The following is a 21755-nucleotide window of genomic DNA, read 5'->3' as shown; positions in this document are numbered from 1 at the left end:
ATGGGTCGTCGCTGCAGCGCAAAAGAGCCGATATGGCGGGCTTGTCAATGCCCGTCAGCCGGAGCCGAGCGATTCCACGGCCTCCAAGCGCGGCTGGAAGTCGCGCCGCCACGGCGTGCGGCCGCGCAGCACGCCCGACTCGTGGACGATCTCCGACACGTACTCCTCCTGGCGGTAGGCCATGACGTGGATGCCGGCGACGCCTGGGATCTCCCGCACCTCCTGGATGATGTCGATGCACAGCCGCTTGCCTTCGCGCTTCTGGTCGGCCGCGCCCTCCAGCCTCGCGATGACAGGGTCGGGGATGTGAACGCCGGCGACGTTGGCGCGCATCCACTTCGCGGTGCGGGCGGAAGCGAGCGGCCCCACTCCCACGAGAATGAAGCACTTCTCGTGCAGGCCGAGGTCGCGCACCCGCGCCATGAACTGTCGAAACCGCGGCACGTCGAAGCAATATTGCGTCTGGCAGAACTGCGCGCCGGCCGCGATCTTCTTGGCGAGCCGCAGGGGCCGGAAGTCGAAGGGCGGCGCGAACGGGTTCTCGGCCGCGCCGAGAAAAAGCTGCGGCGCGGAGCTGAGCTTGCGGCCCGAGAGGAAACGCTGCTCATCGCGCATGGTGCGTAGGGTGTGCAGCAGAGAGGTCGAGTCGAGGTCAAAGACGGGCTTCGCCTCGGGATGGTCGCCGCACTGCACGCCGTCCCCGGTCAGCGCCAGCACGTTGCACACGCCCAGCGCCGCCGCGCCGAGCACGTTGCCCTGGATGGCGATGCGGTTGTAGTCGCGGCAGGAGATCTGCATCACCGGCGAATAGCCGATGCGCGTCAGCAGCGCGCAGATGGCGACGCTCGACATGTGGCAGTGCGCGCCCGAGCCGTCGGTCGCGTTGATGCCGTCGACCCAGCCCTCGAAGATATGGGCGCGCTCGTAGACGTCCTCGGCGTCGCCGGAATCCGGTGGATTCAGCTCGGCGGTGACGGCGAACTCGCCGCGCCGCAGCACGCGCTCCAGCCGGCCCCGGGAGGAGTGGCCGGGCAGCGGCGGCAGCGGCGCGTGTGGCTCCGGCCCGATGTCGTCTGGGTGCGGCCTCATCCCGTCGCGGCTCCCTTGCGCGCGCCCTCCGGCGCGGGCTCCGGCCGCTTGGCGCGCATGACGCGCAGCCACGACGACGTGCCCTTGAGACGGTGGTCCACCGGCGGCTGCGCCTCGGCGATGCGGTCGCCGTCCGCCATGCGCCGGCTACCCTCCCACGCCTGGACCCAGACGCACGGCATGTCCGGATACACTTCGCACGTGCCGTCCTGCCGCACGCCGCCGCACGGCCCGTTGCGCAGCGCCTTGGGGCAGTTCATCGGGCAGGACATGCCGGTCGAGGACAGGACGCACTGGCCGCACATGCGGCAGTCGAACAGCGGCCCCTTCACGGCGCGCTCGACCAGCGCGACGGTGCCCTCGGCCCGGTCGTAGCCGACGCGCCGCGCCAGCGGGGCGAGCGCCAGCAGCACGCGCTCGAACCCGGCGTAGAAACGTTCCGCCGCCGCGGCGTGGCGCACCGCGAACAGGCGGGGACGCCACGAGCCGACCATCGGCGGACGCCGGCCCGCGGGTTCGAAGGCGGCCGGCGTGAGCATCTCAGGCCTCCCGGCCGTGGCGCGCGACAAGCTCGACGAGCCGCGCCTTGTCGTACTCGGCCTCCAGCCGCCGCGCCGCCGCCTCGGCCTCGGCCTCCAGGTCGTCGCCGCACGGCGTCGGCTCGGCGCGCCGCCAGTCGGCGAGATAGTCGTCGGTCGCCTGCGCGCCGGAGCGCATGGCGGCGGCGTCGATGGCCTGCACGAAGCGCTCGGGCAGTTCCCGCTTGGCGGTCTGCCGGCCGGCCTTGACGATCACTTGCGCCGGGATGTCGCGCCAGTAGACGACGATGAGTTGCGCCAATGGTCAGGCTCCGGGCTGGGTGTCGGGGGACGGGGGAAGGAAGGCGGAAAGCCCTGCGAGGCCGGTGAAGCGGCGCTCGAAGGCGAGCCCCAGCCGAGCAGCGGCGGCCTCGGCCCGGCGCGTCAGGGCCGGGTCGTCGAGCTGGGCGAGGTACACGACCCGCGCATAGTGGCCGAAATAGTCCTTCAGCAGCTCGGGGTAGCGGTCGAGCCCCAGGCCCTTGACGACCAGCCGGTCGAAATGCCGGACGAGATAGTCCGTGAGGTAGAACGTGCCGGGCTCTTCCTCGGCCAGCGCCGCGAAGTCGGTCGCGCCGGCGAAGAACTCGTAGCAGTGCGCCCCCTCGATGCGCGACACGCCTTCCTCGGCGAGAACGGCGTCGAGCCGGCCGCCCGTGCCGCAATCGCCGTACAGGCAGAGGATGTCGTCGTAGCGGTCGCGATTGGCGCGGATCTTCCGCCGCACCTCGCCCGGAATCCGCTCCGGCCGGTTGTGCAGGATGGCGGGCAGGCAGGTGACGTCCAGCCCCTCCAGCCGGTTCGCCTCGACCACCGCCAGCAGCTCGCGGGCGAGCGCCCCGCAGGCGATCACCAGCGTGCGGCGGGGCGTCGGCACGGCACGCTCCTAGCTGGACCGGGCGACGCCGGAGCCCTGGCGGCGGGCCATGAAGCTCTTGGCGGTTTCCACCGCCACCGCGGCGTCGCGGCAATAGGCGTCGGCGCCGATCGACTCGGCGAAGGTCTCGTTGAGCGGAGCGCCGCCGACCAGCACGACGTGGTCGTTGCGGATGCCCTTCTCCTTCAGCGTGTCGATGACGACCTTCATGTACGGCATGGTGGTGGTCAGCAGGGCCGACATGCCGACGATGTCGGGCTGGTGCGTCTCGATGGCTTCGAGATAGTTCTCGACCGGGTTGTTGATGCCGAGGTCGATCACCTCGAACCCGGCGCCTTCCATCATCATGCAGACGAGGTTCTTGCCGATGTCGTGGATGTCGCCCTTGACCGTGCCGATCACCATCTTGCCGATCTTCGGCGCGCCGGTCTCCGCCAGCAGCGGGCGCAGGATGAACATCCCGGCCTTCATGGCGTTGGCCGACATCAGCACTTCCGGCACGAACAGGATGCCGTCGCGGAAGTCCTCGCCGACGATCCGCATGCCCTCGACCAGCGCCGTGGTGAGCACGTCGTAGGGCGTCCAGTTGCGCGCCAGCAGGATGCGGACGCCTTCCTCGATCTCCTCCTTGAGCCCGTCGTACAGGTCGTCATGCATCTGCTCGACGAGTTCGTCGTCGGAAAGGGAGTTCAGGTCGAGGTCGTCCGCTGCAGCCATTGCAAGCAACTCCACATCGCCGCCGGGGACCCTTTTTCGAGGCCGGAACCGGCTGTCTTCAGCTTGTCGCGGTTTGCTATAGCGCATTATCGTCCGTAAGACACCGGATAGGCCGAAGGCGACATGCGGCGCGTCGGCCCGTCTCGGTTCGCCCCCTCCGAGCGGCGTCGCGCCGGCGCAACCTGATCCGGAGCCCGGCGCGGCAAGGCGGCCGAGCCGTCCGTCTTCCCGAGTCCCAAATGGGACAGCAACCGTCGCAGCCAAGCCATTTCGGGGCATTGTCCTCCCACACACTGACCCGAGACGACGAGCGGCGCGGGGCTGTGCGAAGCCGCTCCGGACTCGCCGCGTGGTTCCGGGGGGGACTTGGCGTCGATGGATGTGAGCAGCGAGGCCCGGGGACGGCGCGGCCGGCGAGGCGGACGCGGCGAGGCGGAACCGGCCCCCGCCCAACGGCCGCAGCCCCGGCTGCCTTTCGCCCCCGTCCCGGCCGTCTCGGAGGACGAGCTGGAAGCCATCCACGCGGCGTCGCTGACCGTGCTCGAAGAGATCGGCATGGACTTCCTGCACGCCGGCGCGCGGCAGATCCTGCGCGAGGCAGGCGCCGAGGTTTCTCCCGATTCCGAGCGTGTCCGCTTCCCGCGCGAGCTGGTGGAGAAGCAGATCGGCCTCGCGCCGCGCCAGTTCACGCTGCACGCCCGCAACCCGGCGCGCAACGTGACCATCGGCGGCGACGCCGTCGCCTTCTGCTCGGTGGCGAGCGCCCCCAACGTCGCCGACCGGGAGGGCGGACGCCGGCCCGGCAACCGCGCCGACTACCAGAACCTCATCCGCCTCGGGCACAGCCTGGACGCGGTGCATGTATGGGGCGGCTACCCGGTCGAGCCGGCCGACATCCATCCGTCGGTTCGCCACCTCGACGCGCTGTTCGACCTGCTCACCCTGTCGGACAAGCCGATCCACGCCTATTCGCTCGGCCGCCAGCGCAACCTCGACGCCATCGAGCTGACGCGCATCGCGCGCGGCGTCGACGACGCGACGCTCGAGGTCGAGCCCTCGCTGTTCACCATCGTCAATTCGTCGTCGCCGCTGCGCCTCGACGCGCCCATGCTGGAGGGCGTCATCCAGATGGCCAAGCGCAACCAGGTGACGGTGCTGACACCGTTCACGCTGGCCGGCGCGATGGCCCCGGTGACCATCGCCGGCGCGGTGGCGCAGCAGAACGCCGAGGCGCTGGCCGGGCTGGTGCTGGCCCAGACTGTGCGGCCCGGCTCGCCTTTCGTGTATGGCGGCTTCACGTCCAACGTGGACATGAAGTCCGGCGCGCCGGCCTTCGGCACGCCCGAATACATGAAGGCCTGCCTGCTCGGCGGCCAGCTCGCCCGCCGCTACGGCCTGCCCTACCGCTCCTCCAACGCCAACGCGGCCAACACGCTCGACGCCCAGGCGGCTTACGAGAGCGTGTTCTCGCTGTGGGGAGCGATCATGGGCGGCGTCAACCTGCTGATGCACGGCGCCGGCTGGATGGAAGGCGGGCTGCACGCCTCGTTCGAGAAGATGGTGCTCGACGCCGACCTGCTCGGCATGGTGGCCGAGTTCCTGCGCCCCGTCGGCGTGACGCCGGAGGACCTGGCGCTCGACGCCATGCGCGAGGTGGGCCCGGGCGGGCATTTCTTCGGCTGCGCGCACACCCAGGCGCGCTACCGCAACGCCTTCTTCGCGCCGATGATCTCCGACTGGCGCAACTACGAGACCTGGCGCGAGGCGGGATCGCCGACCGCCTACGACACGGCCAACCGCCTCTACCGCGCGAAACTGGACCGCTACGAGGCGCCGCCGATCGACCCGTCGACGCTGGAGGAGCTGGAAGCCTTCGTGGCTCGCCGCAAGGCGGAAGGCGGCGTGCCGACGGACTTTTGAACGGGGACAGACGGGGACGCGAGCATGAAATCCCATGCACGGGCGGTGGTGATCGGCGGCGGCGTGGTGGGAGCCAGCGTGCTCTACCACCTGACGAAGGTCGGCTGGAAGGACGTGATGCTGATCGAGCGGTCCGAGCTGACCTCGGGCTCGACCTGGCACGCCGCCGGCGGCATGCACACCATCAACGGCGACCCGAACGTCGCCAAGCTGCAGCAATACACGATCAACCTCTACAAGGAGATCGAGGCGATCTCCGGCCAGTCCTGCGGCGTCCACCTCACCGGCGGCCTGATGCTGGCCGGCACGCGCGAGCGCATGGACTGGCTGAAGATGGTCCACGCGCGCGGGCGCTATCTCGGCATGGAGCTCGACCTGCTCTCCATCGAGGAGGCGCACAGGCTGTTCCCGCTGATGGACCCGAAATACTTCGTGGGCGCGCTCTACGACCCCATCGAGGGGCATGTCGACCCGTGGGGCGTCACCAGCGCCTACGCCAAGTCGGCGCAGATCGGCGGCGCGGAAGTGGTCCGCCACAACCGCGTCACCGGCCTCGCGCAGCGCGCCGACGGCACGTGGACCGTCTCCACCGAGCAGGGCGAGGTCCACGCCGAGCACGTCGTCAACGCCGGCGGCCTGTGGGCGCGCGAGGTGGGCCGCATGGCCGGGCTCGAACTGCCGATCCTCGCCATGGAGCACCAGTACATCATCTCCGAGGACATCCCGGAGCTGGCCGGACAGGACAAGGAGATGCTCCACGTCGTCGATTTCGACGGCGAAATCTACATGCGCCAGGAGCGCGGCGGCATCCTGCTCGGCACCTACGAGCGCGCCGGGACGCCGTGGTCGGAGCACGAGACGCCGTGGACCTTCGGCCACGAGCTGCTGCCCAACGACCTCGACCGCATCGCCCCCTCGCTGGAGGTGGGCTTCGCCCATTATCCGGTGCTGGAGAAGGCGGGCATCCGCAAGGTCATCAACGGCCCCTTCACCTTCGCGCCGGACGGCAACCCGCTGATCGGCCCGATCCGCGGCCTGCGCAATTACTGGGTGGCCTGCGGCGTGATGGCCGGCTTCAGCCAGGGCGGCGGCGTCGGGCTGGCGCTGTCGAACTGGATGGCGGAGGGAGACCCCGGCTTCGACGTGTGGGCCATGGACGTGGCGCGCTACGGCGAGTGGGCGACGCTGGCCTACACCAACGCCAAGGTGCGCGAGAACTATTCCCGCCGCTTCCGCATCCGCTTCCCTAACGAGGAGCTGACGGCGGCGCGGCCGCTGCGCACGACACCGCTCTATGACCGGCTGAAGGCGGAGAACGCGGTGTTCGGCGAGAGCTACGGCCTCGAGCATCCGCTCTGGTTCGCCCCGGCCGGCGAGAAGGCGGAGGAGGACATCAGCTTCCGGCGCTCCAACGCCTTCCCGCACGTGGCGCGCGAATGCGCCGCCGTGCGCGAGCGCGTCGGGCTGATGGAGACGTCGAGCTACGCCAAGTACGAGGTGACCGGGGCCGGCGCCGAGGCGTTCCTGTCGCGGATCATGGCCAACCGGATGCCCGCGCAGGGGCGCATCGTGCTGACGCCGATGCTGAACGAGCGCGGCAAGCTGATCGGCGACTTCACCGTCGGCCGGCTGGGGCCGGACCGCTTCCTGGTGATCGGCTCCGGCCCGGCCGAGACCTACCACATGCGCTGGTTCCTCTCCCGCAAGCAGGACAAGGGGGTGCGCATCGAGGCCTGCGGCCAGCGCCTGCAGGGCCTCTCCGTCGCCGGGCCCCGCTCGCGCGAGCTGCTCGCGGGGCTGACGCGAGCGGACCTCTCGACGGCGTCGTTCCCGTTCCTGTCGATCGCGAGCATGGACATCGGCCCGGTGCCCGCCACCGTGGGGCGGATCAGCTTCACCGGCGATCTCGGCTACGAGATCTGGGTGTCGCCGGAGTATCAGCGCACGCTGTTCGAGCTGCTGCGCGAGGCCGGGCGCGAGTTCGGCCTGGAGCTGTTCGGCGGGCGCGCGCTGAACGCGATGCGGCTGGAGAAGAGCTTCGGCACCTGGGCGCGCGAGTACCGCCCGATCTACGGCCCCGTCGAGGCCGGGCTGTCGCGCTTCGTCGACCTGCGCAAGCCCGACTTCGTCGGCCGCGACGCGGCGGCGCGGGAGAAGGAGAGCGGCGGCGCGCTGCGGCTCACCGTCTTCCAGGTCGACGCCGCCGACGCGGACGCCATCGGCGACGAGCCGGTGTGGCACGACGGCAAGGTGGTCGGCTGGATCACCTCGGGCGGCTACGCCCACTGGTCGAAGGCGTCCGTCGCGCTGGGCTACGTGCCGAAGGCGCTCGCCGGCGCTCCCCAGGGCTTCGAGGTCGAGATCATCGGCGAGCGCCGCAAGGCGACGCCGCTGGCGCGGCCGTTGTTCGACCCGGACGGAGCGCGCATGCGCGCCTGACACCCGACATAGCGGGAGACGCCGCCATGACGACGAACGACACGGACGCGCCTTCCAGACGCCAGCGCCGGGAGGGCCACCGCGCGCCGCGCGCCCGGCAGGCCCCAGTCGCCGCGCGGCAGTCGCCCTGGGGGCAGCTGCGCAACCCGTACCGGCCGTTCGAGATCCTCTCCGCCGACGCCATCGAGGCCATCCACGCGGCGTCCCTGCACGTGCTGGAGACGACCGGCATCTCGGTGCAGTCGGACAGCGTCCGCGCGCTGTGCGTCGAGAAGGGCGCGGAGCCCATGGCGGACGGCGTGCGCGTGCGCTTCGACCGCGCGCTGGTGGAGACCGCCATCGCCACCGCGCCGTCCTCCTTCACCATCGCCACCCGCAACCCCGCGCGAACGGTGCGCGTCGGCGACGGGCATCTGGTGTTCTCGACGGTGAGCGGCCCGCCCAATTGCTCGGACCTCGCCGGCGGCCGCCGCCCGGGCTCGATGAAGGACTACGAGGACTTCCTGCGCCTCGGCCAATTGTTCAACGTCGTGCACGTGATCGGCGGCTACCCGGTGGAGCCGCTCGACGTGCCGGTGCCGGTCCGCCACCTCGTCGGGCTGCAGTCGATGGTGACGCTGACCGACAAGGCCCCGCGCATCTACTGCCACAATCTGCAGCGCACCCGCGACGCGCTGGAGATCATCCGGATCGCGGCGGGGCGCAAGCCCGGGGAGATCGAGCGCGAGCCCATCTCCTTCGCCATCATCAACACCAACTCGCCGCTCCAGCTCGACAAGGCCATGGTCGAGGGCATCGTCGAGATGGCGCGGATGAACCAGCCGACCGTCATCACCCCGTTCACGCTGGCGGGCGCGATGGCCCCGGTGACGCTGATCGGCGCGCTGGCGCAGCAGAACGCCGAGGCGCTGGCCGGCATCGCCATCAGCCAGTTCGCGCGGCCGGGCGCGCCGGTCGTCTATGGCGCGTTCACCACCAACGTGAACATGAAGTCGGGCGCGCCGGCCTTCGGCACGCCGGAATACGCCAAGGCCGCCCTCGTCTCGGGCCAGCTCGCGCGCCGCTACGGCCTGCCCTTCCGCTCGTCGAACATCAACACGTCCAACGCGCCCGACGCGCAGGCCGCCTACGAATCGATGATGGCGACGTGGTCCGCCATCACCGGCGGCGTCAATTTTCTGCACCAGGCGACCGGCTGGCTGGAAGGCGGGCTCACGGCCTCGTTCGAGAAGTTCGTCATGGACGTCGAGATGCTTCAGCTCTTCGCGTCGTTCCTGCGGCCGGAGCCGGTGGACGCCGGCTCGCTCGCTCTCGACGCCATCGCCGAGGTCGGCCCCGGCGGGCATTTCTTCGCCACGTCGCACACGCTGGAGCGCTACGAAACAGCGTTCTACGCGCCGCTGCTGTCGGACTGGCGGAATTTCGACGCCTGGGCGGCGGACGGGGCGCGGGACGCGACGCAGCGCGCCGCCGCCATCGCGCAACAGGCCCTGTCGGAATACGAGCAGCCGCAACTCGACGAGGCCGCCGCCGAGGAGATCGCCGCCTTCGTCGCCCGCCGGACACAAGAAGGGGGCGCGCCAGTGAACTGACGCGCCCCCCGCCGCGTGGGAACTCGATGACGTGGCCGAGCCTGAGCCTTTGTGCGGTGGAGTCCCGATGACCGAGCCCAGGTCCTTATTATTCGTGGCAGATCGCGCGGAACTCAGAAATTCGTAGCGCTCCCATCAGTAATGCTCCGTAAGCCCTTTGGCGCGGTCGCAAACACGCCAGCAACGGTCGGTTTTGGTCGCTTAAACGCCCGATTCAAAACCGGTTCTCACCAATTGAAAACGGGCGACGACAGCATCGGCCAACAATCAACAAAAACAACACGGCGACCGACATTAGTCGAAGGCTGACTTATAAACCCGCGTTTCGTCAAAAACGCGCCAACCCGCCGCTACGCCACGCGCGTCTTCGCCAGCATCTCCTCGTCCAGCGCATAGCCGAGCCCGGGCCCGGAGGGCATGACGATGAAGCCGTCGGCGTCGACCTCGAGCTTCTCCGCCATCATGTAGTCGCGCCGGTCGAGCCCCCATTCCGGCGGGTCGTAAGGATATTCCATGTACACGCCCTGCGTCGTGCCGCAGACGAGGTGCGCGTTGGCCATCACGCCCATGCCGTTGGTCCAGGTGTGCGGCGTGAACACCAAATTGTGCTCCTGCGCCATCGCGGCGACGCGGCGCAGTCCGGTGATGCCGCCCACCAGCGCGGCGTCAGGCTGGAGCACGTCGAGGCACTGGCCGGCAATGAGGTCGCGGAACTCGTAGAGTTCGCGCGTCATCTCGCCGCCGGCGATGCGCACGTCCGTCATGTCCCGCAGGCGGCGCATCCCTTCGCGATCGCCGCGATGCAGCGGCTCCTCCATCCAGTACACGCGCACCCGCTCCAGTTCGCGCGCCACGGTGAGCGCGTCCTTCAGCGACCACGCGGGATAGGTGTCCCACGGCAGCCGCCAGCCCTGGTTGCAGTCGACCATCAGGTCCAGCCGGTCGCCCACCCGCGCGCGCACGGCCTCCAGCGCCGCCACGTCCTTCCGCCAGTCGCCGCGGTGGAAGCGGATCTTCATCGCCCGGAAGCCGCGTTCCAGATAGGCCTCGGCGACGTCGGCCAGCGCCTGCGGGTCGCGCAGCGTGCCCGACGAGGCGTAGGCGCGGACCCTGTCGGTGAGTCCGCCGAGCAGCTTGTAGACCGGCTGGCCGGCGATCTTGCCGGCGAGGTCCCACAGCGCGAGGTCGAGCGGCCAGCAGCGCCCGTAGTGGAACTGGATGTTGTCGATCACGCGGTAGTGTCGCTCGATGTCGAGCGGGTCCTGCCCGACGAACAGGTGCTCGTGGCCGGCGAAGCCGACCATGAGGTCGCCCGAGCCGAAGCCGGTCAGCCCCTCGTCCGTATGCACGCGCACGATGGTGGCGTCCCAGAACGTGCGCGGGCGCGTGTCCCAGCTGGCGTGGAACGGCGGGTCGAAATGCAGCCTGTGCTGCGTGATCTCGATGGACGCGATCTTCACCTTGCCCCTCCCTGCCGCGCTCAGGCCTGCGCCAGCACGCTCGCCGCGAAACGCTCCAGGTCCGCGTCGGACGCCGGCCGGCGGTTGGAGTTGCGCATCGCCGCGTTCTCCGGCCGGCGGATCTGCGCCGCGAGCGTCGCCGCGTCGACGCCGGCGAACTCGTCGGCGATGGAGACGCGCACGCCGGCCGCGCGCAGCAGCCGCTCGAACGCGTCCGGCACGCGCGCCGCGTCGCGCCCCTCGCCCATCGCTTCCGCCACGGCGGCGAACCGGCCCGCGTCGTCCGCCACGTTCCAGGGCAGCGTCGCCAGCATCGCCACGCCCACCGCGCGGCCGTGATGGATCGGCCGCAGCGAGCCCAGCGCGTGGCCGATGGCGTGGCCGATCGCCGTTCCGCCATTGTCGATCGCCACGCCCGCGAAGGCGGCGGCGAGCTGCATGCCGGCGCGCGCCGCGAGGTCGCGCGGATGCGCCACCGCCTGCTCGAGATGCCGGCAAGCGAGACGGATCGCCGCGTGCGCGTAGACGTCGTTGGCGACGTTGGCGTTGACGTTGGTCGCCGCCTCGATGGCGTGGACGAGCGCGTCGATGCCGGTCGCGCCCGTCAGATGCGGCGGCAGGCCGACCGTCAGCTCCGGATCGAGCACGACGAGCTGGGCGCGCAGCTCGGCTCCCCAGAACCATTGCTTTGCCCCCTCGTCGTCGGCGACGACGCTGACCCTCGTGGTCTCGGACCCCGTGCCGGCCGTCGTCGGCACGCAGATCTTGGGCAGCGGGTTCGGCGGCAGCGGCGCGGCGCACAGCGCGTAGGCGATGGAAGGGGCGTCGGCCGGCGCGACGGCGGCGATCAGCTTGGCGGCGTCCATGGCCGAGCCGCCGCCGAGCCCCACCACGGCGCGCGCCCCCGCGCTTCGGGCGAGCGCCGCCCCGGCGTCCACCTGCCGCACGGTGGGATCGCTCTTGATGGCGTCGAACACCACCGGGGACAGCCCGGCCCGCCGCAGCACGGCCTGCGCCTCGTCGATCATGCCCGAGGGACGCAGGCCCGGATCGGCGACGAGCAGCACGGGCGCGCCGGCTCCCGCGAGGGCGGCGGCGCGCTCGCCGATTGCGGCGAGAGCGCCCTCTCCCTGCACGATGGGCGGGACGGGTTCGAGACTGACCGGCACCTTCGTTCTCCTGCTCGACAGCGTGGCGACGACGGCGAGCTTGGTCCAGCGTCAGCTTCGCCGCAAGACGGCGCGGCGACCCGGTTTAGTGGGTTGCGTCGGGCATCGCCGCCTTGCGGCGCTCGATGTAATCGCGCAGCGCCTCGTCGACGCCCGGATCGATGGCGGGCGGCTGGTACTCGGCCAGCATCTTCTTCCACAGCGCGTTGGCGCGGCGCGGCGCGTCGAGGCCGCCCTCCGCCGTCCACTGCTCGACCGAATTGTTGTCCGCCACCGAGGAGCGGTAGAAGGCGGTCTCGAAATTGGCCTGGGTGTGGGCGCAGCCGAGGAAATGCCCGCCGGGCGGCACCTCGCGGAAGGCTTCCATCGCCTGGCCGTTGTCGCTGATGTCGACCCCGCGCGCGAGCACGTGCATCATGCCGAGCTGGTCGCAGTCCATCACGAACTTCTCGTAGGAGCTGGCGAGCCCGCCTTCCATCCAGCCGGCCGCGTGCAGCACAAAGTTCGCGCCCGCGTGGATGGTCGGCACCAGCGTCTGAGCGCTCTCGTAGGCCGCCTGCGCGTCCGGAATTTTCGAGGCGCACAGCGAGCCGCCGGTGCGGAAGGGCAGGCCGCAGCGGCGGGCGAGTTGCCCGGCCCCGTAGATGGCCAGCGCCGCCTCCGGCGTGCCGAAGGTCGGCGCGCCGGACTGCATGGAGAGCGTCGACACGAACGTCCCGAAGATGACCGGCGCGCCGCGCTTCACGAGCTGCACGAAGGACACGCCGGCCAGCACCTCCGCCAGCACCTGCGACAGCGTGCCTGCCACCGTCACCGGGCTCATCGCCCCCGAGAGGATGAAGGGGGTGATGATGGTCGCCTGGTTGTGCTGGGCGTAGACGTCCGCCGCGCCGAGCATGGTGCCATCCCAGACCAGCGGCGAATTGGCGTTGATGAGGCTGGTGCAGACCGTGTTCTCGCGCACGAACTCCGCGCCGAACAGCAGCTCGCACAGGCGCACCGTGTCGAGCGCGCGGTCGGGGTGCGTCACCGAGCCCATGAACGGCTTGTCCGACCAGCGCATGTGCGCGTAGACCATCTCCAGGTGGCGCTTGTTGACCGGCAGGTCGACCGGCTCGCACACCGTGCCGCCCGAGTGGTGCATGAACGGCGAGGCGTAGGAGAGCTTCACGAAGTTCTCGAAGTCCTCCATCGTGCCGTAGCGCCGGCCCTTGTCGATGTCGTGGACGAAGGGGGAGCCGTAGACCGGCGCGAACACGATGTCGTCGCCGCCGACATGGACGCTGCGCTCGGGGTTGCGGGCGTGCTGGATGTAGTCGGTCGGCGCGCTGGCGATGAGCTGGCGCGCGAGGCCCTTGGGAAAGCGCACCCTCTCGCCCTTGACGTCGCAGCCGGCCGAGCGGAGCAGCTGGATGGCGCGCGGATAGTCGCGGAACTCGATGCCAATCTCCTCCAGGATGGTCTCGGCGTTGTGCTCGATGATCGCCAGCCCCTCGGCAGTCAGCACGTTCGTCACCGGGAGGTTGCGCGTGATGAACGGCACGGACAAAGCCGACCGCTGCTGCCGCGCCGTCCGCCGGGCCTCGCGCCCTCGCCGTCCCTCGCGGCCCGAGGCCAGTGCCTCCTCGCTCATCGCTCAACTCCCTGCCGCGCTCCGCGCCGGCCACGCCTCGTCACCGGGCTCCAGAATAGGTCGGCGCGGCGGGGCCACTGGCGGAGTTGCGCCTTGAAGTTGTCGCCCGGCGTCATGTCATGGCGCGCCGCCGACACTGCGCGTCGCCGCTCGGCCAGAGGCGGCGCACCCGGGGATGGAGAGTGTGGGCACGGAACCGAAGGAGCCGACGGATGAGGACGCACGCGCGGGTGGTGGTGATCGGAGGCGGCGTGGTCGGCGTGTCCACGCTCTATCATCTCGCCCGCAAGGGCTGGTCCGACGTCGTGCTCGTCGAGCGCAAGGAGCTGACCTCCGGCTCGACCTGGCACGCCGCCGGCCTGCTCCCGCTGTTCAACCTCAGCTACTCGGTCGGCCAAATCCACAAATACTCGGTGGGGCTGTACGCCACGCTGGAGGAGGAGACCGGCCAGAACGTCGGATTCAAGCATGTCAGCAATATCCGCCTCGCCCGCACGCGCGACCGCATGGACGAGTTCATGACCTATGCCGGCGTGGCGCGGACCATCGGCGTCAACGTCAACGTGCTCACGCCCGCGCAGGTGAAGGAGATCTGGCCGCTCTGCGTCACCGACGGCCTGCTCGGCGCCATCCAGCACCCCGACGACGGCTATATCCAGCCTGCCGACCTCACCCAGGCGCTGGCCACCGGCGCGCGCCGGCGCGGCGCGCAGATTCTCCGCCACACCGCGGTGCTCGCCATCGCCCGCACGCCGTCCGGCGAATGGCTGGTGACGACCGACAAGGGCGAGATCGCCTGCGAGCACGTGGTCTGCGCCACCGGCAATTTCGCCCGCCGCACCGGGGCCATGCTGGGCCTCGACATCCCGGTCATCCCCGTCGAGCACCAGTACATCGTCACCGAGCCCCACCCCGCCATCGTCGAGCGCCACCGCCAGGGCCTGCCCGAGATGGGCGTGCTGCGCGAGGCCGACAGCTCCTGGTACATGCGCGAGGAGGCCGGCGGGCTGATCCTCGGCCCCTACGAAAAGGGCGCGCCGTGCTGCTACGTCGACGGCCCCGACGACGCCAGCGAATACGAGCTGTTCCAGGAAGACCTCGAGCGCCTGGAGCCGCACATCGAGACGGCCATCGCCCGCGTGCCTGCCTTCGGCGAGGTCGGCATCAAGAAGGTCTACAACGGCGCGATCTGCTACACCCCGGACGGCGGCCCGATCGTCGGCCCGGCCTGGGACCTGCGCAACGTGTGGCTGAACGAGGGCCACTCCTTCGGCGTCACGGCGGCCGGCGGGGCGGGCTGGCAGCTCGCCGAGTGGATCGTCGAGGGCGAGCCGACCATCGACATGACCGGCGTCGACCCGCGCCGCTTCGGCCCCTATGCCTCGCGCGGCTATCTGCGCCGCAAGACCGAGGAGGCCTACGCCAACGTCTTCACGCCGCACTACCCGGACGAGGAGCGCGCCGCCGCCCGCCCGCTCAAGACCGCGCCCTGCTACGAGCGCATGAAGGCGCTCGGCGCCGTGTTCGGCTCCGTCTATGGCTGGGAGCGCCCCAACTGGTTCGCCCCGCCCGGCTACGAGGTTCCGGCCACGGAGCTCAACGTCGACGACGTGCTGACCAACGAAAACCACGCCCCGCCGGCCGAGGACGGCAAGGTGAAGGAGCGCTGGAGCTTCCGCCGCTCCAACTACTTCCCGTTCGTCGGCGAGGAGGTGAAAAACGTCACCGACAATGTCGGCCTGCAGGACATGACGCCCTTCGCCAAGATGGTGGTGACCGGGCCCGGCGCGCGCGACTGGCTCGACTCGATCCTCGCCAACCGCATTCCCCGGCGCGGTCGCGTCGGCCTGTGCCACCTGCTGACCGCGCGCGGCGGAGTGCGCGCGGAATTCACGGTGTTCGAGCGGGCTTCCGACGAGTTCTACCTCGTCTCCGCCGGCGCGCTGGAGCGCCACGACCACGACGTCCTGCGCAAGCTGCTGCCGGAGGACGGCAGCGTGCGCCTGCAGCCGGTCACCGCCGCCTACGGCGTGCTGATCGTCGCCGGGCCGCGCTCGCGCGATCTGCTGCAGGGGCTGACCGACGCCGACCTCTCGACCAAGGCGTTCCCCTGGCTCACCGGCCAGCGCATCTCCGTCGGCCCCGTGACGCTGGACGCGCTGCGCGTGAACTTCGTCGGCGAACTCGGCTGGGAGTTGCATCACCCCATCGAGACGCAGCTCGCTCTGTTCGACCTGCTGATGCGCGAGGGCGCGCGCTTCGGCATCAAGCCGTTCGGCATTCGGGCGATGATGTCGATGGCCATCGAAAAATCGTACCGGCTGATGGGCCGCGAACTGTCGAACGAGTATTCCGCATTCGAATCTGGAATTGACCGCTTTGTCGTGCCGAACAAGGGGGATTTCATCGGGCGAAGTTCGCTTCTCGCATGGCGTGAACGTGGACATTCCAATCGTTTCGTGACGCTCGAGGTGCAGGGCGCGGTCGACGCCGACCCGCGCGGCTCGGAGCCGATCTGGCTCGGCGGCGACCTCGTCGGCCGCACCACCTCCGGCGGATTCGGCTGGCGAACCGACAAGTCCCTGGCCCTCGGCATGGTCCTGCCCGACCTCGGCGAGCCGGGCTCGGAGCTCGAGGTCACCATCCTCGGCGAGCGCCGCCGGGCGACCGTCGTGCCGGAGAGCCCGTTCGATCCCGCCAACGAGCGGTTGAGAGGCTGACCCCGTCCGTGCGAGAGAGGGCCGACGCCGCGCCTCCGGCCCGGCCCCCACACGGATATCCGGCATGACCCTTCCCCCCGGGGCGCGCTACTCGATCGGCATCGACACCGGCGGCACCTACACGGACGCCGCCGTCGTCGAGATGTCGTCCCGGCTCGTCGTCGCCACCGCCAAGGCCTTGACGACGAAGGGGAATCTCTCCATCGGCGTGGCCGAGGCGCTGAGCCTCGCGCTGGCCGGCGTCGCCCCGGCGGACGTCGCGCTGGTGTCGCTCTCCACCACGCTGGCGACCAACGCCATCGTCGAGGGGCACGGCTCCGCCATCGGCGTCATCCTGATCGGCTTCGACGACGGCATGGCGAAGCGCGCCGAGATCGAGGCGGCGCTGCCCGGCGCGCGGATCCTGCGCTGCGACGGCGGGCACGACCACGCCGGCCGGGAGACGCGGGAACTGGACGTCGCCGCCGTCTCCCGCTTCCTCGACGACACGGCGGCGGTCGTCGACGCCTACGCCGTCGCCGCGCACTGGTCGGTCCGCAACGCCTCGCACGAGGAACGGGCGCGCGAACTCATCGCCGCCACCGGCCGCCCCGTCTCGCTGTCGAGCGACCTCGCCCACGCCCTCGACGCGCCCCGCCGGGCCCTCACCGCGGCGCTCAACGCGCGGATCGTGCATCGCATCGCGCTGCTCATCGAGGCGGTGCGCGACGCCATGGCCGGGCACGGCGTCGCCGCCCCGCTGCTCGTCGTCAAGGGCGACGGCACGCTCGCATCGGCCGCCGCGGTGGCGCTGCGCCCGGTCGAGACCATCCTGTCCGGCCCGGCGGCGAGCGTCATCGGCGCGCGCTTCCTCTCCGGCCTCGACGATCTCGTCGTCAGCGATGTCGGCGGAACGACGACCGATATCGCGGTCGTGGAGCGGGGCTGGCCCAGGCTCGACCGGCACGGAGCGATGGTGGGCGGACGCCGAACGCTGGTGCGGGCCATCGACGTCCGGACGTTCGGGCTGGGCGGCGACAGCGAGGTCGTATCGCAGGGCGCGGGCCGCGTCGTCCTCTCGGCGGGGCGGGTCGCGCCGCTGTCCCTGCTGGCCGCGCGCCATCCCGGCGTGCTCGACACGATGCGCCGCGCGCTCGCCGACCCCACCGGCGAATCCCACGCGGACCGCTTCGTGCTGCGCCCCTTCGGCCAGCGCGACGAACCCGGCGTCGCCGGCCTGTCGCAGACCGAGCTGGGCATACTGGATTCCGTGCGCGAAGGCCCGGCCCCGCTGGCCCGGATCGCGTCGAGCCCGTCGCGCCAGCGAATGCTGCGGCGACTGGTCGAGGCCGGCGCGCTCATCGTCGCCGCGTTCACGCCGAGCGACGCGGCGCACATCCTCGGCATGCAGGGCCAGTGGAGCCGCGAGGGAGCCGTGCTCGGCGCCTTGCTGCTGGAGCGGCGCATCCGCATGGCCCGCCCGCGCGGCGACGAGGAAACCGACGCGGCGGCGCGCCGGTTCGCCGAGGAAGTCCTCGACGCCGCCGTGCGGAAGAGCGGCCGGGTGCTGATCGAGAGCCTCGCGGGTGGCCCGCCGGAGGGCGAGGTCGGGGACGGGATCGTCGAGGCGGCCGTCTCGGGCGAAGGCCGCTTTCGCCACCTGTCAGTGAACCTGCGGCCGGCCGCGCCGCTCGTCGCGGTCGGCGGACCCGCGCCGATCCTCTACCCCGAACTCGGCCGCCGCCTCGGTTGCGAGATCGTGCTGCCGCCGCACGGCGAGGTCGCCAACGCGGTCGGCGCGGCGGTCGGCGTCGTGAAGGCGCAGGCCATCGTCGACATTTCGTCCGAAGGCGGCCTCTACCGCGTCCATGGCGGCGGAACCCCGGTGACGGTCGACGACCCCACCCGGGCGCTCGCCCTCGCCACCGACCTCGCGCGGGAGCGGGCTCTTGAGCTGGCGGCGGAGCGCGGCGGCGGACGCGACCGCCACGTCGACGTTCACGTCGACCGGGTCGATCTTCCGGGCCTCGGGGGGGACGCCGCGCTGATCGCCGCGACCATCGTCGCCGAGTGCTGGGCCCCTCCGGCCTGAGCGTCAGCGCTGGCGCATCCGCCAATCGGGAGCGACGTAGAATTCGGCATTGGACGCGGGCAGAAGCGGCCTTCCGAGAACGTGGTCGGACGCCTTCTCGCCGATCATGATGGCCGGCGCGTTCAGGTTGCCGGTGGTGATGACGGGCATGACGGACGTGTCGGCGACGCGCAGCCCGTCGACGCCAATGACGCGCAGTTCGGGGTCCACCACGGCCAGCGGATCGTCCGGCCGGCCGATGCGGCAGGTGCCGCACGGGTGATAGGCGCTTTCGACGCGCGCGCGGATGAACGCGTCGATCTCGGCGTCGGACCGCACGTCCGGACCAGGCTGCAACTCGCGTCCGCGATACCGCTCGAAGGCCGGCTGGGCGAAGATCTCGCGGGTCAGGCGCACGGCGGCGCGCATCTCCGTCCAGTCATCCTCGTGGCTCATATAGTTGAAGCGGATGCTCGGAGGCGCGAACGGATCGGCCGAGGCGAGCCGCACTTCGCCCCGGCTCTTGGAGCGCATCGGCCCGACATGGGCCTGAAAGCCGTGCCCCTCCACGCGCGCCCTGCCGTTGTAGTCGATGGCGGCGGGAAGGAAGTGATATTGCAGGTCTGGCCATTCCACCCCGGCGCGGCTGCGGATGAAGCCGCAGCTCTCGAAATGGTTGGTCGCCCCGAGCCCGTCGCCGCGCAGCAGCCAGCGCAGGCCGATCAGCGCCTTCGACCACGGCTTCATGGCGGAGTACAGCGTCACCGGCTCGCGGCTCTCCACCTGGAAATAGAACTCCAGATGGTCCTGTAGATTGCCGCCGACGCCGGGCCGGTCGCGCAGCACCGGCACCGAGAAGCTTGCGAGGTGCGCGGCCGGCCCGATGCCGGAGCGCATCAGCAGGAGCGGAGAGGCGATGGGCCCGGCCGCCACAATCACTTCGCGCCGAGCCCGCACGATGCGTTCCTCGCCTGCGGGCCCGCCGCGCCGATAGGCGACGCCGACGGCGCGCCCGGCCTCGAACATCAGGCTGGTCGCCTGCGCGGACGTGACCACCGTCACGTTGGGTCGGCGCATGGCCGGCTTGAGATAGGCGTTCGCCGCGCTCCAGCGCCGTCCGCGATGGATCGTCTGGTCCATGCGTCCGAAGCCCTCCTGCCGGTAGCCGTTGACGTCCTCCGTCTCGGCGTAGCCGGCCTGCACGGCGGCGTCGATGAAGGCTCGGTAGAGCGGGTTGGCGAGCTTCCCGTAGCTCGTGTGCAGGGGCCCTTCGGAGCCGCGCCAGGCGTCGCCGCCCTCCTCCCTCGTTTCGGCGCGCCGGAAATAGGGCAGCACGTTGCGATAGCCCCAGCCGGCGGCTCCGAGCGCCTCCCAGGCTTCGAAGTCGAGCGCGTTGCCGCGGATATAGACCATGCCGTTGATCGACGACGATCCGCCGAGCACCTTGCCGCGCGGCACGTGCAGGCGGCGACCGTTGAGGTGCGGCTCGGGCTCGCTCTCGTAGCCCCAGTCGTAGCGGGGCGAGTTCATCGGGATGGAGAGCGCGCTCGGCATCTGGATGAACACCGAGCGGTCGCTGCCGCCCGCCTCCAGCACGGCGACGCTGTGGCGTCCGTCCTCACTCAGGCGGGCCGCCATCACGCAGCCGGCGGAACCGGCCCCCACGATCACAAAATCGACTGTTTCCGGAAGGTTCGCCATTCCCGCCGCTACGAAAGCCCCTCGACGAGCCCGTTTTCATCGAGACCGATATGCTCGGCGGAGGGCACGCGCGGCAAGCCCGGCATGGTCATGATCTCCCCGCAGATCACCACGACGAACCCGGCCCCGGCCGAGAGGCGGATTTCGCGGATGGGGACCACGTGGCCGCTCGGCGCACCGCGCAGCTCGGGATCGGTCGAAAACGAGTATTGCGTCTTCGCGACGCAGATCGGCAGCCCGCCATGGCCGGCGGCCTGCAATTCGCGAAACTCGTTGCGGATGCGCTGGTCGGCGATGATGTCGGACGCGCCGTAGATCTCGGTCGCGATCAGCCTCATCTTGTCCCACAGCGGCAACTCGTCGGCGTAGAGCGGACGGAAGCCCAGCCCGTCCAGCGCCCCCGCCGCGTGGGCGATCTCCGCCACACGGTGCGCCAGGGCCTCGATGCCGGCGGAGCCCTGGGCGAAGTGGTCGCAGACGATCGCGTCGACTCCGAATTCGGCGCGGCAGAGCTCCTGGATCAGGGCGAGTTCGTCCGGCGTGTCGGTGGCGAACCGGTTGACGCCGACCACGGCGGGTACGCCGAACTTCCTGATGTTGGCCAGATGGCGGCCGAGATTCGCCATGCCCTTGCGCAGCGCCGGCAGGTTCTCGGCCGCGAGCTGGTCCTTCGGCACCCCGCCGTGCATCTTGAGCGCGCGCACGGTGGCGACGAGGACCGCCGCCGCCGGCTCCAGCCCCGCCTTGCGGCACTTGATGTCAAAAAACTTCTCGGCCCCGAGGTCGGCGCCGAACCCCGCCTCCGTCACGACGAAGTCGGCCAGATGAAGGGCCGTCCTGGTCGCCACGACGGAGTTGCATCCATGCGCGATGTTCGCGAATGGCCCGCCGTGGACGAAGGCCGGCGTGCCTTCGAGGGTCTGGACGAGATTGGGCTGGAATGCGTCCTTGAGCAGCACGGTCATCGCGCCGGCGGCCTTGAGGTCGCGGGCCGTCACGGGCTTCCGGTCCCGCGTCTGCGCGACGACGATGCGCCCCAGGCGTTCCTCCAGGTCGGCGAGATCGCTCGCCAGGCAGAATACGGCCATCACCTCCGAGGCGACCGTGATGTCGAAGCCATCCTCGCGCGGGAAACCGTTTGAGACCCCGCCCAGCGAGCTGACGAGCGAGCGCAAGGCGCGGTCGTTCATGTCCAGCACGCGACGCCATGAGACGCGGCGCGGATCGATGCCGAGCGCGTTGCCCCAGTAGATATGATTGTCGAGCAAGGCCGCGAGCAGGTTGTTCGCCGCCGTGATGGCGTGGAAATCCCCGGTGAAGTGCAGGTTGATCTGCTCCATCGGCACGACCTGCGCGTAGCCGCCGCCGGCCGCTCCGCCCTTCATGCCGAAGCACGGCCCGAGCGACGGTTCGCGCAGGCAGATCGCCGCGCTGCGGCCGATGCGGTTCAGGCCGTCGCCGAGGCCCACGGTCGTCGTGGTCTTGCCCTCGCCCGCCGGGGTCGGGCTGATGGCGGTGACGAGGATGAGCTTGCCCTGGGGCCGCTTGGCGGCTTCGCGCACGAAAGCCGTGTCCAGCTTGGCGATGTGCCGGCCGAAATGGTGCAAGGCGTCCGGGGGAATTCCGAGCCGCTCGGCCACGGTCTCGATCGGTTTCAGTCGCGCCGCCCGCGCGATGTCCAGGTCGCTCAGCATCCTGCCACTCCCCTCCCCGGGAGGCGCGGATTCCCGCCTGCTCTCCCGCAGCTTCGACAGGGAGTGTCGGATATTCGCGAGACGCGCCGGACGACCAATGCGGCGCGTTCTGGCCA

15 protein-coding genes are annotated in these 21755 nt (G+C 70.6%); 5 read left to right on the top strand and 10 right to left on the bottom strand.

What is annotated here, in order from left to right; translation table 11 throughout:
• Nucleotides 1-54 precede the first annotated feature (54 nt).
• From NK718_RS16945 to NK718_RS16925, 5 genes are read right to left on the bottom strand one after another with little or no spacing between them, the layout of a single operon-like run.
• On the bottom strand, nucleotides 55-1089 hold the full coding sequence (locus NK718_RS16945) for a methylenetetrahydrofolate reductase (protein ID WP_254744682.1): 1035 nt from the start codon (nucleotides 1087-1089) through the stop codon (nucleotides 55-57).
• The gene (locus tag NK718_RS16940; RefSeq protein WP_371877312.1) at nucleotides 1086-1628 is read right to left on the bottom strand and encodes a methylenetetrahydrofolate reductase C-terminal domain-containing protein; all 543 of its coding nucleotides are present in this window, start codon (nucleotides 1626-1628) and stop codon (nucleotides 1086-1088) included. Before NK718_RS16940 ends, NK718_RS16945 begins: the two co-directional genes overlap by 4 nt.
• A 1-nt stretch (nucleotide 1629) precedes the next feature.
• On the bottom strand, nucleotides 1630-1929 hold the full coding sequence (locus NK718_RS16935) for a virulence factor (protein ID WP_254744681.1): 300 nt from the start codon (nucleotides 1927-1929) through the stop codon (nucleotides 1630-1632).
• A gap of 3 nt (nucleotides 1930-1932) precedes the next feature.
• Nucleotides 1933-2544 carry a DUF1638 domain-containing protein gene (locus NK718_RS16930; protein WP_254744680.1) on the bottom strand — a complete coding sequence of 204 codons (612 nt, stop codon included), beginning with the start codon at nucleotides 2542-2544 and terminating at the stop codon, nucleotides 1933-1935.
• A 9-nt stretch (nucleotides 2545-2553) separates the two neighbouring features.
• Nucleotides 2554-3261 (bottom strand): cobalamin B12-binding domain-containing protein, encoded by a 708-nt coding sequence (locus NK718_RS16925; RefSeq protein ID WP_254744678.1) that lies wholly within the window; start codon nucleotides 3259-3261, stop codon nucleotides 2554-2556.
• Nucleotides 3262-3636: 375 nt separating this feature from the next.
• On the opposite strand from NK718_RS16925, the gene NK718_RS16920 reads away from it, so the two are divergent.
• From NK718_RS16920 to NK718_RS16910, 3 genes are read left to right on the top strand one after another with little or no spacing between them, the layout of a single operon-like run.
• Entirely contained in the window at nucleotides 3637-5181 is a 1545-nt protein-coding gene (locus NK718_RS16920) for a trimethylamine methyltransferase family protein (RefSeq protein ID WP_254744676.1), read from the top strand.
• A 24-nt stretch (nucleotides 5182-5205) separates the two neighbouring features.
• Nucleotides 5206-7620 carry a GcvT family protein gene (locus NK718_RS16915; RefSeq protein ID WP_254744674.1) on the top strand — a complete coding sequence of 805 codons (2415 nt, stop codon included), beginning with the start codon at nucleotides 5206-5208 and terminating at the stop codon, nucleotides 7618-7620.
• A 26-nt stretch (nucleotides 7621-7646) separates the two neighbouring features.
• Nucleotides 7647-9212: a trimethylamine methyltransferase family protein gene (locus NK718_RS16910; protein WP_254744672.1), complete on the top strand. Its 1566-nt coding sequence runs from the start codon at nucleotides 7647-7649 to the stop codon at nucleotides 9210-9212.
• A gap of 350 nt (nucleotides 9213-9562) precedes the next feature.
• Here the strand turns inward: NK718_RS16910 and NK718_RS16905 are convergent, their stop codons facing one another.
• The 3 genes from NK718_RS16905 to NK718_RS16895 all read right to left on the bottom strand — a co-directional run bounded on the left by NK718_RS16905 (nucleotide 9563) and on the right by NK718_RS16895 (nucleotide 13474).
• On the bottom strand, nucleotides 9563-10672 hold the full coding sequence (locus tag NK718_RS16905; RefSeq protein WP_254744670.1) for a mandelate racemase/muconate lactonizing enzyme family protein: 1110 nt from the start codon (nucleotides 10670-10672) through the stop codon (nucleotides 9563-9565).
• Between the two features lie 20 nt (nucleotides 10673-10692).
• A complete protein-coding gene (locus tag NK718_RS16900; RefSeq protein ID WP_254744668.1) occupies nucleotides 10693-11841 on the bottom strand; it encodes an iron-containing alcohol dehydrogenase in 1149 nt (382 codons plus the stop codon).
• Nucleotides 11842-11926: 85 nt separating this feature from the next.
• Complete coding sequence (locus NK718_RS16895) at nucleotides 11927-13474, bottom strand: trimethylamine methyltransferase family protein (protein WP_254744666.1); 1548 nt, start codon at nucleotides 13472-13474, stop codon at nucleotides 11927-11929.
• A gap of 212 nt (nucleotides 13475-13686) precedes the next feature.
• Here NK718_RS16895 and NK718_RS16890 point away from each other — a divergent pair, with 212 nt between their 5' ends.
• Nucleotides 13687-16194, top strand: a complete 2508-nt coding sequence (locus tag NK718_RS16890; RefSeq protein WP_254744664.1) for a GcvT family protein — start codon at nucleotides 13687-13689, stop codon at nucleotides 16192-16194.
• 64 nt (nucleotides 16195-16258) lie between these two features.
• A complete protein-coding gene (locus tag NK718_RS16885; protein ID WP_254744662.1) occupies nucleotides 16259-18265 on the top strand; it encodes a hydantoinase/oxoprolinase family protein in 2007 nt (668 codons plus the stop codon).
• Between the two features lie 3 nt (nucleotides 18266-18268).
• Here the strand turns inward: NK718_RS16885 and betA are convergent, their stop codons facing one another.
• Nucleotides 18269-19945: a choline dehydrogenase gene (gene betA, locus NK718_RS16880; RefSeq protein WP_254744660.1), complete on the bottom strand. Its 1677-nt coding sequence runs from the start codon at nucleotides 19943-19945 to the stop codon at nucleotides 18269-18271.
• Between the two features lie 8 nt (nucleotides 19946-19953).
• On the bottom strand, nucleotides 19954-21639 hold the full coding sequence (locus tag NK718_RS16875) for a formate--tetrahydrofolate ligase (protein ID WP_254744658.1): 1686 nt from the start codon (nucleotides 21637-21639) through the stop codon (nucleotides 19954-19956).
• Nucleotides 21640-21755 lie beyond the last annotated feature (116 nt).

Source organism: Alsobacter ponti (assembly GCF_024294805.1).
In the GTDB taxonomy this organism is placed as follows: Bacteria; Pseudomonadota; Alphaproteobacteria; order Rhizobiales; family Beijerinckiaceae; genus Alsobacter; species Alsobacter ponti.
Note: the sequence above shows the minus strand (reverse complement) of the source record. Positions and strands in the feature narration are given on the sequence as shown.

What these genes read in the sequence shown, in the direction of transcription:
- NK718_RS16910 (WP_254744672.1), top strand. Translation starts at nt 7,647, where the DNA reads ATGACGACGAACGACACGGACGCGCCTTCCAGACGCCAGCGCCGGGAG.
- NK718_RS16895 (WP_254744666.1), bottom strand. Translation starts at nt 13,474, where the DNA reads ATGAGCGAGGAGGCACTGGCCTCGGGCCGCGAGGGACGGCGAGGGCGC.
- NK718_RS16915 (WP_254744674.1), top strand. Translation starts at nt 5,206, where the DNA reads ATGAAATCCCATGCACGGGCGGTGGTGATCGGCGGCGGCGTGGTGGGA.
- NK718_RS16885 (WP_254744662.1), top strand. Translation starts at nt 16,259, where the DNA reads ATGACCCTTCCCCCCGGGGCGCGCTACTCGATCGGCATCGACACCGGC.
- NK718_RS16920 (WP_254744676.1), top strand. Translation starts at nt 3,637, where the DNA reads ATGGATGTGAGCAGCGAGGCCCGGGGACGGCGCGGCCGGCGAGGCGGA.
- NK718_RS16875 (WP_254744658.1), bottom strand. Translation starts at nt 21,639, where the DNA reads ATGCTGAGCGACCTGGACATCGCGCGGGCGGCGCGACTGAAACCGATC.
- NK718_RS16890 (WP_254744664.1), top strand. Translation starts at nt 13,687, where the DNA reads ATGAGGACGCACGCGCGGGTGGTGGTGATCGGAGGCGGCGTGGTCGGC.
- betA (WP_254744660.1), bottom strand. Translation starts at nt 19,945, where the DNA reads ATGGCGAACCTTCCGGAAACAGTCGATTTTGTGATCGTGGGGGCCGGT.
- NK718_RS16940 (WP_371877312.1), bottom strand. Translation starts at nt 1,628, where the DNA reads ATGCTCACGCCGGCCGCCTTCGAACCCGCGGGCCGGCGTCCGCCGATG.
- NK718_RS16925 (WP_254744678.1), bottom strand. Translation starts at nt 3,261, where the DNA reads ATGGCTGCAGCGGACGACCTCGACCTGAACTCCCTTTCCGACGACGAA.
- NK718_RS16945 (WP_254744682.1), bottom strand. Translation starts at nt 1,089, where the DNA reads ATGAGGCCGCACCCAGACGACATCGGGCCGGAGCCACACGCGCCGCTG.